General features: G+C 57.4%; 17 protein-coding genes. 8 read left to right on the top strand and 9 right to left on the bottom strand.

What is annotated here, in order from left to right:
• The first annotated feature begins 104 nt into the window (after positions 1-104).
• From ACTJK7_RS12755 to ACTJK7_RS12770, 4 genes are all read left to right on the top strand, one after another.
• Complete coding sequence (locus ACTJK7_RS12755; protein ID WP_085655397.1) at positions 105-725, top strand: tyrosine-type recombinase/integrase; 621 nt, start codon at positions 105-107, stop codon at positions 723-725.
• A 304-nt stretch (positions 726-1,029) separates the two neighbouring features.
• Positions 1,030-1,623 carry a fasciclin domain-containing protein gene (locus ACTJK7_RS12760; protein WP_064381908.1) on the top strand — a complete coding sequence of 198 codons (594 nt, stop codon included), beginning with the start codon at positions 1,030-1,032 and terminating at the stop codon, positions 1,621-1,623.
• Between the two features lie 55 nt (positions 1,624-1,678).
• Positions 1,679-2,314 (top strand): sigma-70 family RNA polymerase sigma factor, encoded by a 636-nt coding sequence (locus tag ACTJK7_RS12765; protein ID WP_085655396.1) that lies wholly within the window; start codon positions 1,679-1,681, stop codon positions 2,312-2,314.
• On the top strand, positions 2,311-2,985 hold the full coding sequence (locus ACTJK7_RS12770) for an anti-sigma factor (protein WP_064381906.1): 675 nt from the start codon (positions 2,311-2,313) through the stop codon (positions 2,983-2,985). The genes ACTJK7_RS12765 and ACTJK7_RS12770 overlap by 4 nt, the downstream gene beginning before the upstream one ends.
• Positions 2,986-3,213: 228 nt before the next feature.
• Here the strand turns inward: ACTJK7_RS12770 and ACTJK7_RS12775 are convergent, their stop codons facing one another.
• Positions 3,214-3,576, bottom strand: a complete 363-nt coding sequence (locus ACTJK7_RS12775; protein WP_064381905.1) for a DUF6124 family protein — start codon at positions 3,574-3,576, stop codon at positions 3,214-3,216.
• A gap of 701 nt (positions 3,577-4,277) precedes the next feature.
• Between ACTJK7_RS12775 and ACTJK7_RS12780 the strand changes: the two genes are divergently transcribed.
• On the top strand, positions 4,278-4,754 hold the full coding sequence (locus ACTJK7_RS12780) for a hemerythrin domain-containing protein (RefSeq protein WP_064381904.1): 477 nt from the start codon (positions 4,278-4,280) through the stop codon (positions 4,752-4,754).
• Positions 4,755-4,844: 90 nt separating this feature from the next.
• Here the strand turns inward: ACTJK7_RS12780 and ACTJK7_RS12785 are convergent, their stop codons facing one another.
• On the bottom strand, positions 4,845-5,369 hold the full coding sequence (locus tag ACTJK7_RS12785) for a hypothetical protein (protein ID WP_064381903.1): 525 nt from the start codon (positions 5,367-5,369) through the stop codon (positions 4,845-4,847).
• A 176-nt stretch (positions 5,370-5,545) separates the two neighbouring features.
• A complete protein-coding gene (locus ACTJK7_RS12790; protein ID WP_064381902.1) occupies positions 5,546-6,487 on the bottom strand; it encodes an aromatic alcohol reductase in 942 nt (313 codons plus the stop codon).
• 96 nt (positions 6,488-6,583) lie between these two features.
• Between ACTJK7_RS12790 and ACTJK7_RS12795 the strand changes: the two genes are divergently transcribed.
• Entirely contained in the window at positions 6,584-7,039 is a 456-nt protein-coding gene (locus ACTJK7_RS12795) for a winged helix-turn-helix transcriptional regulator (RefSeq protein ID WP_064381901.1), read from the top strand.
• Between the two features lie 44 nt (positions 7,040-7,083).
• Here ACTJK7_RS12795 and ACTJK7_RS12800 read toward each other — a convergent pair whose 3' ends face one another.
• The gene (locus ACTJK7_RS12800) at positions 7,084-8,001 is read right to left on the bottom strand and encodes a bifunctional helix-turn-helix transcriptional regulator/GNAT family N-acetyltransferase (protein ID WP_108561585.1); all 918 of its coding nucleotides are present in this window, start codon (positions 7,999-8,001) and stop codon (positions 7,084-7,086) included.
• 57 nt (positions 8,002-8,058) lie between these two features.
• On the bottom strand, positions 8,059-8,751 hold the full coding sequence (locus ACTJK7_RS12805; protein WP_108561587.1) for a phytanoyl-CoA dioxygenase family protein: 693 nt from the start codon (positions 8,749-8,751) through the stop codon (positions 8,059-8,061).
• 188 nt (positions 8,752-8,939) lie between these two features.
• Between ACTJK7_RS12805 and ACTJK7_RS12810 the strand changes: the two genes are divergently transcribed.
• Positions 8,940-9,386 (top strand): anti-virulence regulator CigR family protein, encoded by a 447-nt coding sequence (locus ACTJK7_RS12810; RefSeq protein ID WP_108561589.1) that lies wholly within the window; start codon positions 8,940-8,942, stop codon positions 9,384-9,386.
• A 79-nt stretch (positions 9,387-9,465) separates the two neighbouring features.
• Here the strand turns inward: ACTJK7_RS12810 and ACTJK7_RS12815 are convergent, their stop codons facing one another.
• Positions 9,466-9,765 (bottom strand): hypothetical protein, encoded by a 300-nt coding sequence (locus ACTJK7_RS12815; protein ID WP_103387280.1) that lies wholly within the window; start codon positions 9,763-9,765, stop codon positions 9,466-9,468.
• A 240-nt stretch (positions 9,766-10,005) separates the two neighbouring features.
• Between ACTJK7_RS12815 and ACTJK7_RS12820 the strand changes: the two genes are divergently transcribed.
• Positions 10,006-10,263, top strand: a complete 258-nt coding sequence (locus tag ACTJK7_RS12820; RefSeq protein WP_108561591.1) for a DUF2790 domain-containing protein — start codon at positions 10,006-10,008, stop codon at positions 10,261-10,263.
• Between the two features lie 45 nt (positions 10,264-10,308).
• Here the strand turns inward: ACTJK7_RS12820 and ACTJK7_RS12825 are convergent, their stop codons facing one another.
• From ACTJK7_RS12825 to ACTJK7_RS12835, 3 genes are all read right to left on the bottom strand, one after another.
• Positions 10,309-11,244, bottom strand: a complete 936-nt coding sequence (locus ACTJK7_RS12825; protein WP_440780825.1) for a LysR family transcriptional regulator — start codon at positions 11,242-11,244, stop codon at positions 10,309-10,311.
• A gap of 72 nt (positions 11,245-11,316) precedes the next feature.
• The gene (locus ACTJK7_RS12830) at positions 11,317-12,267 is read right to left on the bottom strand and encodes an aldo/keto reductase (protein ID WP_440780823.1); all 951 of its coding nucleotides are present in this window, start codon (positions 12,265-12,267) and stop codon (positions 11,317-11,319) included.
• A 22-nt stretch (positions 12,268-12,289) separates the two neighbouring features.
• Positions 12,290-13,708, bottom strand: coding sequence for an efflux transporter outer membrane subunit (locus ACTJK7_RS12835; protein ID WP_323151771.1), 1,419 nt, complete (start codon positions 13,706-13,708; stop codon positions 12,290-12,292).
• Positions 13,709-13,722: the final 14 nt, after the last annotated feature.

Raw genomic sequence — 13,722 nt, forward strand, 5'->3', positions numbered from 1 at the left:
TGGCCGGAAGCAGCCGGATATGACCGACCGCTGCTGGCCGAACTGCGACCACCGCTCGTTCTGACTGATCCATCCTTGTCCTCCATCAACATGGAGGACACGCCATGAATACCGCTACTAGATCCCGCCATCAGCCTTGGAACAAGGGAAAGCTTGTCGGGCAGAAAGCCCTGCTCCGAGTCAGAGATATCTGGGCCATCCGGATCAGACTCCAACTCGCAGAGAAGACACGTGATTTGGCGCTTTTCAACTTGGCCATCGATAGCAAACTGCGTGCCTGTGACTTAACCAAGCTGCGAGTCCGAGACATCGCCCATGGGGAGTATGTGTCCTCACGGGCCATCGTGATGCAGCAGAAAACTCAGCATCCAGTGCAATTTGAAATCACTGAGCAAACTCGAACGGTATTGGAAGCTTGGATGCATCGGGCGCGTCTTCGAAGCGAGGACTTTTTGTTTCAGAGCCGATTGCACGACTCAGACCATCTTTCCACCAGGCAGTACGCCCGAATAGTCAAAGCGTGGGTGACCGCTATTGGCCTTGACCCAACCATGTACGGTACTCACACGCTACGGCGGACAAAGGCATCGTTGATCTATCGCAGGACGAAGAATCTGAGAGCTGTCCAACTCCTGCTTGGTCATACGAAACTCGAAAGCACTGTCAGGTACTTGGGCATCGAGGTCGATGATGCTTTGGAAATGGCAGAGCAGACAGAGGTTTAACCAACACTGCGACGGTCTGGGCCAGACCGTCGCTATCCGGCCAACAGCGGTCTCTTGTCGATGTCCGCATCGATCCGATAGTAGCTGCTCGCGTATGGACGCTTTCGGCCGAAAGCGTCTTTCCACAAGGCCGAGCATTCAGCCGGGGTTATAGCCACCTTGCCTAACGAGTGGTGGTCACTGGATCACTCACTCGCAATTTCTGCGAAAAAAAGAGCGTTACTGCATCCAATCCGAACGCCGCCGCGTATACCAAGCACGGACAGAATCTCCTGGCCGATCTTCCTCACAAAGGATCATCACGATGAAACGCATTTCGATCAAAACGCAATTGATTGCGGGCCTTCTGACCTTGGTGGCAGGTAGCGGATTAGTGTTCAACGCTGCGCATGCTGCATCGATGAGTCACGACAGCGTCATGGTCGGCGGTCAAAGCATGTTGCCGAACAAGGACATCGTCGACAACGCAGTGAACTCGGCCGATCACACCACCCTGGTCGCCGCTGTGAAAGCTGCCGGTCTTGTCGACACCCTCAAGGGAAAAGGACCCTTTACTGTGTTTGCACCAGTCAATTCGGCCTTTACTGCTCTGCCCGCAGGAACCGTCGATACGTTGCTAAAACCGGAAAACAAGGCAACCCTCACCAAGATCCTTACTTACCACGTCGTGAGCGGCAAACTGGACATGGCCACTCTTGCCGAAAAGATCAAGGCCGGAGGTGGCAAGACCGAACTGACCACCGTCTCGGGCGGAAAACTGTGGGCAATGATGAATGGTCCGCACAACATCACCATCAAAGATGAGAAGGGCGACGTCGCCGACATCAGTACTTATGACGTATACCAGTCGAACGGTGTGATACAGGTCATCGACAAAGTCCTGATGCCGAAAAGTTGACCGGCGTCGCCGGTCGATTTCAGCATGACCGGCGAGTCCTCCGAGGAGCCCACCCGTGAATGGAACAACCGCGCGCTGTGGGCTAACCTCTGGCTGCAATCGACTTGTAGAACCTCACGATCCATTCGTTTGGAGAAAGGCTATTCCCATCGCCGACACTGACCAACTCAAACACCTTCTAGCCCAGTGTTCCTTGGGTGACCGACGCGCTTTTGAAGCGCTGTATCGTAGCGTGAGTCCGCGTCTGCATGGCGTGGCGCTGCGGTTCATGGGGCGCCCAGATCTGGCTGAGGAGGTGCTACAGGAAAGTTTTGTGCGTATCTGGAACAATGCTTCACGCTACCAATCGCAACTGTCGGCGCCGATGACCTGGATGATCAATATCACGCGAAATCAGGCCATCGACCAATTGCGAAAGCGTCGCGAACGTCCCCTGAGTGACCTCGACGCGCAGATGCTGGTAGACGACAGCCCCTCGGTACATGAACAGTTGAACAGCTCCCGTGAGACCACTTCATTGAATCGGTGCCTAGATGAGCTCGAAGGGATGCAACGTCAGTCAATCACCATTGCTTATTTTGAAGGGCTTTCCTGTTCAGAACTGGCGGAGCACCTGTCGGCACCGCTCGGGTCGGTAAAGTCTTGGATCCGCCGAGGGATGGAGCGTTTGCGCAGGTGCCTTGAGTCATGAACTACCAAACTCCAAGTCTTCGTCGCGCACTTGCCGCAGATTATGCCATTGGGTTGATGCCACCAGCCGCACGCCGGCGCTTTGAGCAGCTTTTACTGGAGGACTCGGAACTTCGCGCAGAACTTTCGCAATGGCGGGAAAGCCTTGCGAGCCTTACCCAGTCTCTGCCTGAATCACCTGTACCGGATCGTGTATGGCGCGGAATTACGGCGCGTATAGATCCGCAAACAATGCAGTTGCCTGTAAAGCGACCATTCTGGAGCTGGCTCTGGGTGACGATTGCAACATGTTCACTGGTAGCAGCGGTAACGCTGAGCGTTATCTATAACCGTGACGAAGTTCGCTACAGTGCAACGTTGCGTAGTGCCGACGCACAGTCGTGGATGAGCATTGAAGCGCACGAGAATTATCTAAAAATCAAAACGCTGGCTTTGGTGAAGATAGAAAAGAATCGTAGCTTGGAAATGTGGGTTATTCCTTCAGATGGAAAGCCTGTTTCGCTTGGGGTGATTCCCCCAGGCGGAGACGGGGAGATCAAGTTGGGCGGTGCGCAGAAAGCGTTTATTGGTGAGTCAATCACGTTGGCCATCAGTCTTGAACCCGAGGGTGGATCGCCAACAGGACAGCCGACTGGTCCTGTGCTGTATCAGGGCGTGCTTTCGGCTCTATGACTCAGGGCAGCAAACCGTTAATTTTCGTGAGTAAACGGCTCACTGATCGGTCGCCCAGAATTCTGCTTCAACGCAACGCGCTCATGAACATAAACGGCAGCTTTTGGCCGGTAGCGGTCGCTTGTGAACGTCCGCTTCTGGCCGAAAGCTGCCATTCATCGTGGCAGCTTTCGGCCAACGCTGATTCCCTCTACCGTTGCGGTTTATCCGCCTGTAGAGGACAAACGTTTAGCTCTTCACCTCAACATGATCCAACGCCTGATTCACCGCCAACTCACTCAACATCACCAACTGCGCAATCCCGATCGCGGTCTTGCGATGGGCGGGCTCCAGCGTGGCCGCGAAGTTGTTGAGCATTTCGTTCGCCGATCCCAGTGATTCGCTGGCGTTGGCCAGCAGGGATTCAGTGTCATACGCCGGGTTGGCCAAGTACATGGGGTCGTGCTTGTGGTGGCTGCCCATGACCCGTTGTTGCGGGGTGAGGTAGTGATCGAGGGCGCGTTCGGCGGCTTCATTGAGGGTTCGGGAGTCGGGGAATTTGTAGGGGGAGACTGGATCGGTTTCCGGGGGATTCGGTGTTGGTTTGATCATGGTGATACTCCTAATTATTGAAAAGGAGCCTTCACCCTCGCTACCAAACGAAGGGTGGCGGCCAATACGCGGGTTGGTAGACCGGTAACTAGGAACCCGGCGCACTCGAAAGTGCCCTGCGCATGGCCACCATCGAGTACAGACCTGAAGAGGCCTGCGAATGGCGCGCTATGCGACTAGTTAACTCGGGCTACCAAACCCGATCACTGTTTTCAGTGACCCGGAAACGATAGAACCCGCGTCCCAGACGCACAAGCCGGCGGATTCTGGCGTAGTCGTAGGCAATGACGCAAGGCGTTGTAGCCTTGAGGAAGTAACGCTGAGTGTCTTTAAACAGCAGGGCCGAAACCCTTAAACAACCTTCGATGGCTCCTTCGATAACCGTCGTATTGGATCTTTCCCTGGCGCTCTGCTGCCCCGGACTGGCTCCACCCCCAAGCCACTTGGAAAGGAGACCACCATCCTGCACGATTTCAACTGGCAACCACTGAGCAGGCTCACTTCCGCTATTTGCAAGAACCTCAACCCACACTCATGCAGAGTGCATGCCTATATTTGGCCATCACCCTGCACAACTCATTGATTTTTCTAAGACCTTTTGAAGGAGGGCGCTGGCACACAATATGCGAGGTCTGTCTGGAATACCGTGAGAGTTGCCGACCACGTTCGGCAAAAAAAATAATCCGTGATAGAGGCCTCAAATGAACGCCATCGACCTTTTGAAAACTGACCACGAAAAAGTAAAAGGCATCCTGAACCAACTCAGCGAATCGACCGATCGGGCATTAAAAAAACGCGCGGATTTGTTGGACAAGCTGGAGCTGGAAATCACCATTCATACTCAGCTTGAAGAGCAGATTCTGTATCCCGCTTTCAAGGAAGCAGGCGGTAAAGAGCAGGATGAGATGTACTACGAGGCAAAAGAAGAACACCGCACGGTCGATTCTTTGGTATTGCCTGATCTGAAATCTACCGATCCTTCCAAGCCGGAGTTCGCAGGCCGCGTAAAAGTCGTCAAGGAGCTTTTGGAACACCATATCGAAGAAGAGGAAACCGAGATGTTTCCTCAGGCCAGAAAGCTGCTGGGCAAGGCAAAGCTCGAGGAGTTGGGCAAGGAAATGGAAGTGATGAAGGCTTCACTCAAGAAAAGCCTCGGCGGGGCGAATATGGCAGCCTGAACAAATAGATGATTCTGCTGCGTAATCATAAGCCCGGCTCAATGCCGGGCTTCTCGATTCCAGCCCCTGCGCGAGGGGAGGCCGTTGTGATCAGGCCACTTGGATGAACACGCCCCAAAAGCCGAGCAGCACCCAGAATGACGCGAAAATCCACGGCGTGCGCACTGAAAACAGCAGTGCCTTGCGATAGCCTTTGTGCGTTGACTCGCGCTCACAGAACAGAGGGGATTCGTCATAAGCCATACCCATCACGGGCTCGCTGCGTAACAGTTCACTCTGTTTGTAGTACCAGTGGTCGATGATGTCGTAAGCGGCGCGGATGCCCGGCCACGCGTTGAGTGAACTCAACACGCCCAATAGCGCGAGGAAGGGAGGCACGACGAGAGTGAACATTTTGCCCCACTCGGGATTGAGATTGCCCATGCTGGAGGCGAAAGCAATGACCAGGAATGACTGGGCGGCGAGATAGGCGTCCGTACGGTTGGCCAGGATGCTGGTCTCGTACTGGATTTCCCGACGATAGAAATCCAGTCGTTCTTTCGGCGAGCCAAACATCTTGGCGTTATGTTCTGTAAGTTCGCTGTCGCTGGTATGACTCGTCAGTATTCTTGGCACGAAGAAACGTCCTGGTATTCGAATCCGGAGAACATTCGGAGACGTCGGTCAGCGAAAGGTTCACCTTGTGCGATGAACAGTAAGCGAGCGCAAGGGAGAGGACTGGACGGGTACATCGGTGAGGCATTATGAGGTGCGCTCATCAGTCCTGCAGAACCGTTGAGCGCGAAGTGATTTCAGTTGCCTGCGAGGTTTTCTCGAACCCACTGTTCGGCGCTGGTGACCTGAATGGATTGCTGTTCGTTGAACGTGCCAGCTTTCGGCCAGGCCACGCCTCTGCCTTGTGCAAACACGGCGCGATACTTTTTGATGTGGTGGGTGGGATCTTTTTCGAGTTCCTGGATCAGGTGCTCGACAGTCCAGACGTTGCGTTTGAACGGACGTTCCAGCACCCGTTCAAGGATGCTCGCCACTTGTCCGTAGGTCACGGTGTCGCCGGAAAGGTAGACGATCTGATTGCGAAAACGAGGTTCAAAGAAGACGATTTCGGCGGTCAGCCTGCCGATGTCTTGCGGTGTCGTGAGCGTCACGCTGTTGTCGAGACTGCCCAATGCGTTCACGGCGTCGTTGTCGAAGTCCACGACCTCAAACACCGGCTCGAACAGGAAACTGGTGAACATGCCCGTCGAGATGATGACCCACTCGGTTTTATCCTGGGCGCGAAGCAACTCGCGCACATCGAGCTGAGCATCAAACAGATCCTGCGGACTGCCTCGCCCGATCACCTCGAAATCCACACCAAACTGCCATGGAAAGTAGCGCTTCACACCGGCCTTGAGCGCTGCGGTGGCAAGCTTCATCGGCGTTTCCCGACCCGCGACCATGCCTGCACAGCCGATTACGGTATCGAATCGTGCGAAAACTTCAGCCAGTTGATCGATCGAATCGCTTACCAGATCGGCGGCGACCATTTGAATACCCAGACTCCGCAGCTCATCGATTTCTGCCTTTTTCTCGGGCACCTGAGTACCGATGGTTGAGGCTCTGAGAAGGACACTGATTGTGGAACCGGGTGCGCGTTTTGCGACCTGTGCGAGATTGCGCAAAACCGGCAGGCCGAGTTCGCCGGCACCGAGTACGAGAATCGATTGGGGGGAAAGCTGTATGACTTCGGTCATGATGTCTCCTGAAACCTGCTGTCTGTAAGATGGGCAAATACTTGCACCATTCGACAGCGCCAGTAAGAAGGCACACGTGTGATACCGGGAGGAGAAATGACCGACCAAGAGACTCTTGGCCAGGCAGAGAGGATCTGCCAGACGCTCAGAGACGATGATGACGGCGTCCGGCGAGAAGTCCTCACGCATGCCGGCAGTCGCTGGTCGTTGGGCATCCTGCACGCCCTGGGTGTGTACGGCACGATGCGCCATGCCGAGATCAAGCGACAGATGAGGGGCGTGACTCAGCGCATGTTGACCAAGACGCTGCGCTCACTGGAGCGTGATGGTCTTCTGATTCGACGGGAGTTCGGTGAAGTTCCGCCACGTGTCGAATACGAACTGACGCCACTGGGCATGGGACTTTTGGTCCGTATGTCGCCTGTGTGGACGTGGGTGGTCGAAAACGTCGATGACATTCGCAAGGCACGCCGTGCTTTCGACAGTCAGGTTGAGCAAAAACCTTCGTGGCAAGTCCCTACGCCCATGGCGGTCGATTCAGAGGTGCCTTAGGACGCTATTGTCCTGCCTGACGACGACTCACCGCGAGCATAACCTCACAACTCGATCGCCCAGGTCTGACTCACCAGCTCTTTGCCGAAGCTGTGAATCGGCTCTTCCTCGACCAACTCAAACCCCGCCCGTTGATACAACCGGCGGGCATCCACCAGATTGCTGGTGGTCCACAGAATCATCTTTTTGTAGCCGACATCCCGGGCAAAACGCAGGCATTCCTCGACCAGTCGATTGCCGATCCCCAGGCCCCGCGCGCTGGCGTCCACGTAGAGCATGCGCAGTTTCGCGGTGGTTTCGTCGTGGCGAATGACGAACACCGAACCCACCACCTTGCCGTCCTTCTCCGCAATCCAGCAGCGCTCGCCCGTGGAGTCGAATTCGCGCAGGTATTTGGCGACGACCTCTGCCACCAGCGCTTCGAACTCTGAATTCCAGCCGTATTCGCGGCTGTAGATTGCGGTCTGTTGATGCACCACCAGGCCCATGTCGCCGGGTTGCGGATCGCGCAGCAGATAGGTCGTCGGCTGGCCGCCCTCGAGCAGCGTCTGTATTTGCTTCATCGAGGCGATCAGTTGCAGTTGCTGCGGTTCGGACAGGCGTTCGAGCAGGGTGATGACTTCTTGTCGCGAGGCCTGTTCCAGCGGGGCGAGGATCTCGCGGCCCAGGTCGGTAATGTGCAACTGACTGGCGCGTGCGTCGGTGGCGGAGGGGACTTTCTGGATCAGGCCCTTTTTGTCGAAACCGCTGATGAGGCGACTCATGTAGCCCGCGTCGAGGCCCAGCATCTGGCGCAAATCGGTGCTGGTCAGATCGCCCTGGGACGCGAGTTCGTAGAGGATGCGCAGCTCGGTCAGCGAGTAATCGCTTTGCAGCAGATGCTCCTGCAACACGCCGATCTGGTGAGTGTAGAAGCGGTTGAATTGCCGAACGATGTCGGCGCGGTCGGTGATCGTGGACATGGCGTGATGCTCATATATTTGCCTAAGGCAACTATATAGTTGCCTTAGGCAAGCAAGTCAAATGAATGATTTCACGATCCCGAACGCAAAGTCCCCCGGATCGAACCGCTCAGTCGTGTCCATTTGTATGTTTCTGAGGTTCACCGTTTCCAGGTGTGTTGCATAGAGCGAGTCGGAAAAAAAGGTGATCAACAGGGAGCGACGGCGTGCACCGCTGGAGTTCAGGCTGCCGGCGTGGATCAGGTCGGCATCGAAGATCAGGATGTCGCCCGCGCTGCCCGTCAGTTGCACGGATCGGGACTCGTCAGTGAAATCGAGCGCAAGTTCGCCCGGTGCAGGACGGTGGCTGCCGGGGACGATGCGGGTTGCACCGTTTTCCGGGCCGTAGTCGTCGAGATACACCAGCGCGTTGACGGTGTCGCCGGGGCGTTGCGCCGACAAGTCGCGGTGCAGTTGTTGGTGGCCGCCATTGATGAGCGGTTCGCGCCCCTCGACCTGAGAGAGGAAGAAGCGCTCGCCGATCAACTCGCCCACCACCGCCAGCAGTGGTGGCAATCGGCAGAGGGCCTGAACAACCGGGTCAGTGTCCAGCTGCGAATGGCGCCAATCGATGCCGCGGGGCACGGGCCATTCTGCGGAAGGTTTCACGCCTGCATCGAACACCGTGCGAAGCGTGTTCAGCCATGCTGGCGCAATTGCCTGGCGCAGCAGCACGTAGCCGTTGCGGTGGAGTTGCTCGCGGTCTGCCACAGATGCCCTCGACTTTGTTGGCTACCGCAGAGCTTAGACAAAAGCGAGAGAGGAATCCGGACGGATGAACGGTGTGCGATCAGTAGCGTCGTCCATCCCGCGTGACCGCAACGACAGGGCCATCTCTCCATGCCTGTAAAAAAAACTGACTAGAATCCAAACACACCCATTCATTCAAGGAACGACCCATGTCCGGTTTACGCACGTTGATTGCGACCACGACCTGTATTGCGCTGTTGAGCACTTCGGTGTCAGCGCTGGCCGATCCTGGCAACGGAAAGGGGCAGGGCAAAGGCAACCCGCATAACAGCCAGGATCATGGCAATCAGGGGAAAAAAGGTGGGGGCGGTTATCAGGGGCACGGCCCGAGTATTGATCGCGGCGGGGTGATCGGGATTGTGGACGGCTATCGTGACTACTGGACCCCGGGCCCGGCCTTGCCTCCCGGCATTCAGAAGAACCTGGCGCGGGGTAAACCGCTGCCGCCCGGTATTGCGAAGAAGCTCGATGGTCGACTGGTTGGCAGACTGCCACACTACGACGGCTACGAATGGCAGCAGGTCGGCACCGATCTGATCCTGGTCGCGCTGGCTACAGGGCTGATTTATGAAGTGCTCAATGGCGTCTTCGATTGAAAAATAAATCTGTCCCCATATGAAAAAGCCCGGCGGATAAGGCCGGGCTTTCGTCGGGTACTGCGGTAAAACCCAGCATTCAGGCGTTACGGCTTTCGATCAGACGGTCAGAACCACCTTCGGCTACCGCATCACTGAACAGCGGATCGGTTTCGGTCGCGGCAACGGCGTCACTGAACAGTGGATCAGTTTCGGTCGCAGCTACGGCGTCACTGAACAGTGGATCAGTTTCGGTCGCAGCTACGGCATCGCTGAACAAAGGATCAGTTTGAGTCGCAGCGGCGACAGCATCGCTGAACAGTGGGTCGGTTTCAGTCGCCGCAAAAGCGTTCAAGGCGAAGAGCGAGAAGGCGATGCCGAGGATTGTTTGGCGTTTCATGGTTCTGTACTCCGTGTGCAGTGGGTTGGTATGGAGCAGATCCTACGCCTTCGATTTGATATGAGAACTTCATTGAATTAATGGTTGTTATTGATGCGGTCAATGATTGGCGTCGACCCTATTCATATGAAATCCAGCAACAGTGTTTGTCTATCCCGCCGATATTTCCCCGCCACCGCAACCCTTAGCATCGTCTCCAATCCGTGAACAAACACGGTCCTCAACGAGACGGTGAACATCATGACTCTCAAAAAAATCGCGCTGGTTTTAATGCTTGGCAGTTTCGGTGCGCACGCTTACGCCGATAACGCGGACGCGGCGAGCATCCCGGTCGAGACCTACAGTTCTTCGACCAATCTGGACATCGAACACGTCATATCCATCACCGAACCGGCCAACGAATGTGCACCGGTGCCGGTGCAGATGACCTACGAAGATTCCCATGGCGAGCGCCACGTTCTGCAATATCAAGTGATGGGCACTGGCTGTTCCAGTTGAGTCGGGCGCAGGGGATGGAGGGTCGACACTCCATGCCAGCCACGCTCAACACGCTTTCGCTCCAACGACGTCTTCATCCGATGCCAGCAATTGCGGGATCGACTGCTTCAGAAACTCAACCCAGGTCTTGATCTTCGCATCGACGAACTTGCGCGACGGATAGATCGCGAACAGGTTCAACTCCTCCAGCCGGTACTCCGGCAACACCCGCACCAGGGTTCCCGCCCTCAGGCCATCCACGGCCGAAGCAATCGGCTGAATGCCGATGCCCATGCCTTTTCTGATCGCGATGGTCATGCCGTCGGCGGTATTGATGTGGAAGGGCGACACGGGAATGCTGATGGTTTCCATGCCTTCGGGCCCTTCGAATGTCCAGTTTTCTACCGGCATCACCGTGTTGACGATGCGCAGACACTCGTGTTCGCAAAGCTCGCCTGGTGTTTGCGGCAGACCGCGTTTGGCCACATAGGCGGGCGAGGCGCAAAGAATGCTGTAGGTGATGCCCAAGCGTTGCGCCACGAAGCCGGAATCCGGCAGGTCGCGGGCCAGCACGATGGACATGTCGAAGCCTTCTTCGAGCAGGTCGGGGACGCGGTTGGTCAGGGTCAGATCGAACATCACCGTGGGGTGAATGTCGCGATAGCGGGCGATGGCGTCGATCACGTAGTGGTTGCCGATGGCCGACATGGTGTGAATCTTCAAGCGGCCGACGGGCAGGGTCTGGGCGGTGCCGGCTTCTTCGTCGGCTTCGCGCACGTCATCGAGGATTTTTTCGCAACGCTCCAGATAGCGCACGCCGGCTTCGGTCAGGGCCAGACGGCGGGTGGTGCGATTGATCAGCCGCGTATGCAGGCGCGCTTCGAGAGCAGATATCGCTTTGGAGACGTTGGTGGTATTGGTGTCCAGCAGCTCGGCAGCGGCGGTGAAGCTGCCACTTTGGGCGACGGCGATGAAGAAGCGCATGCTTTGGAAGACGTCCATCGGTGTCGTCTCAACAGTCAGGTGGAAAGAGTATAGGGGCGACCTCACAGGAGGCCGCCCCTTTGCCATGTGTCACTTTTTACGGGGGATGAAACCGGGTACGCCGGTCTCGACCACCGAGTTGAAGCGGATTCGCGTCGTGATCTCTTCCTTGATCTCGCGCATCGCCCGGTGCGGCAACGTCGCGATATCGAAGTTTTCCTGAATCCGGCTCGGGTTGGCCGAGGTCGTCAGGAACGCCGTACCCCGCTGTACCGCCCAGGCCAGGGCCACTTGCGCCGCAGTTTTCTGGATGTGCCGGGCGATCCCGGTGAGCACGGAATCCTCGAGCACATTCGGCTCCATGCCATGACCCAATGGGGCGAAGGCGAGCAGGATGATGCCGTGTTCCTTGCAGAATTCCAGCATCTCCCACTCCGGCAGGTACGGATGGGATTCGATCTGCACCACCGCCGGTTTGATCCGCGCGGCGGCGACGATGTCCTTCAGCGCACCGAGGGTGATGTCGGAAAGACCGATGGACCTGCAGCGTCCTTCATCTACCAGCGCCTCAAGCGCACGCCAGGTGTCGATCAAACGGGTTTCGCCATCGTAGATAACGTGCCCGTACACATCCCGAGGGTCCTGATCGTCGCCGGGCTGGAAGGCGAATGGCGTGTGGATCAGGTAGCTGTCGAGATAGTCGACTTGCAGCCGCTGACAACTGGCTTCGAACGCCGGTTTTACTCGCTCGGGGCGATGGTTGGTGTTCCACAGTTTGCTGGTGACGAACACGTCTTCGCGGCGGATGTTGCCCGCCGAAAATACCTGCGCAAAAGCCTCGCCAATCTGTGTTTCGTTGCGATAGCGCTCGGCGCAGTCGAAGTGGCGAAACCCCACTTCCAGCGCGCACTTGACCGCATCGGTGGTGGTGCTCAAGTCGCGAAACAACGTGCCGAATCCCACGGCCGGCATCGAGCCTGCGCCGTTGTTCAGCGGTAGGCGGGTGTTGCGAAGTTCATCGTGAAAGGCTTCGTAGGTCATGTCGTGTCTCCGGTATCTGCCGTTAAAGAAGGGATGAGGTTTTGCGGGTGGCGAGCTTCTGGTCGAGCACACCCACCGAGTTGCCGCCGAGCGCCACGAACAGGCGCACCGAGTCGAGATAACGCGCGGTCTTTACCTGAATCTGCCCGAGCAGCGCCTGCTGGTAGGCGCGTTCGGTTTCCAGCACCTGCAACAGGCTGGTTTCGCCCTGGGCGTAGGCCTGGCGATTGAGACGCAGGCTGGTGTCGGCTGCTTGCAAGGCGTCGTCCTGCGCCAGGTTTTGCTCGGCGCCGTGGTTGAGCGCCTGCAAGGTGTCCGCGACCTGGCCGAAGGACTGAATCACCGTCTGTTGATAGCGGGCGAGCGATGCGTTGTAGCCTTCGACGGCGCCTTCGCGTTCAGCCCTCAAGGTGCCGCCATTGAAGATCGGCGCCGTCAGGCCGGCGGCAAATCCCCAGAGTGCGGCGCCGCCATTGCCCGACGCGGCTTGCATCAGCGAGGCCGACAGCTCGACATGCGGGTAAAGATTGGCGGTCGCGACACCCACCGCCGCGCTGGCGATGTGCAGTTCGGATTCAGCCTGGAGAATGTCCGGGCGGGTACGGGCCAATTCCGAAGGCAGGCTGACCGGGATGTTTGACGGCAGGGCGAATTCGTCGAGGCTGAAGTCCGGCGCAATCCAGTCCGCCGGGCCCTTGCCGGCCAGAATCGACAATGCGTGACGCGCTGCATCGCGCTGCTGGGCGAGGGGCGGCAGCAGCGTGCGATCCTGGGCGAGCCGGGTTTCGGCCAGCGAGATTTCGATTTGTGTGGTGCTGCCGCTCGCCTGGGCCCAGCGCACCAGATCAAGGTTCTTCGCATCGTTGGCCAGCAGGGTTTCCACGGCTTGGATCTGCGCGTTGGCCGAGGCCAGCAGCAAAGCCTGGCTGGCGACGTCGCCGGTCAAGGTCAGCCAGGCTGCTTCGTAGCGATGCTTTTGCAGATTGGTCAGCGCTTGTTGTTGCTCGACCGCGCGTTTGTTGCCACCAAAGACGTCCAGATCGAACGCGACCCGTGGCCCGATCCCGTAGAAATTGGAGACCACCGGCTCTGGCCCATTGTGGGTGCGCTGGCGCCCGGCAGAAGCAGCGAAATCAACCTGCGGATACAACACGCCTTCCGCCGCCGCGACTGAAGCGGCGGCCTGACGAAGGGTGGCGTCAGCGGCGGCCAGTTCGAGGTTGCCGTCGATGGCGCGGCGCACAACCTGATCGAGTTTTGGTGAACGGAATGCCGACCACCAATCGCCGTTGAGCCGCCGGCCCATCGCAAAATGCTGTTCGGCCGCTTGATCGTAATGCTGCGACGGGCTCTCGGCAGGCCGCTTAAAATCAGGGCCAACGGTGCAGGCGGACAACATCACCAGCATCGCCAGCGGGGTGAAGCGCATAGAAGCTTTCATGGTTCAGACTCCAC

It is taken from the genome of Pseudomonas sp. 22085, from assembly GCF_052045815.1.
Lineage (GTDB): Bacteria > Pseudomonadota > Gammaproteobacteria > Pseudomonadales > Pseudomonadaceae > Aquipseudomonas > Aquipseudomonas glycinae.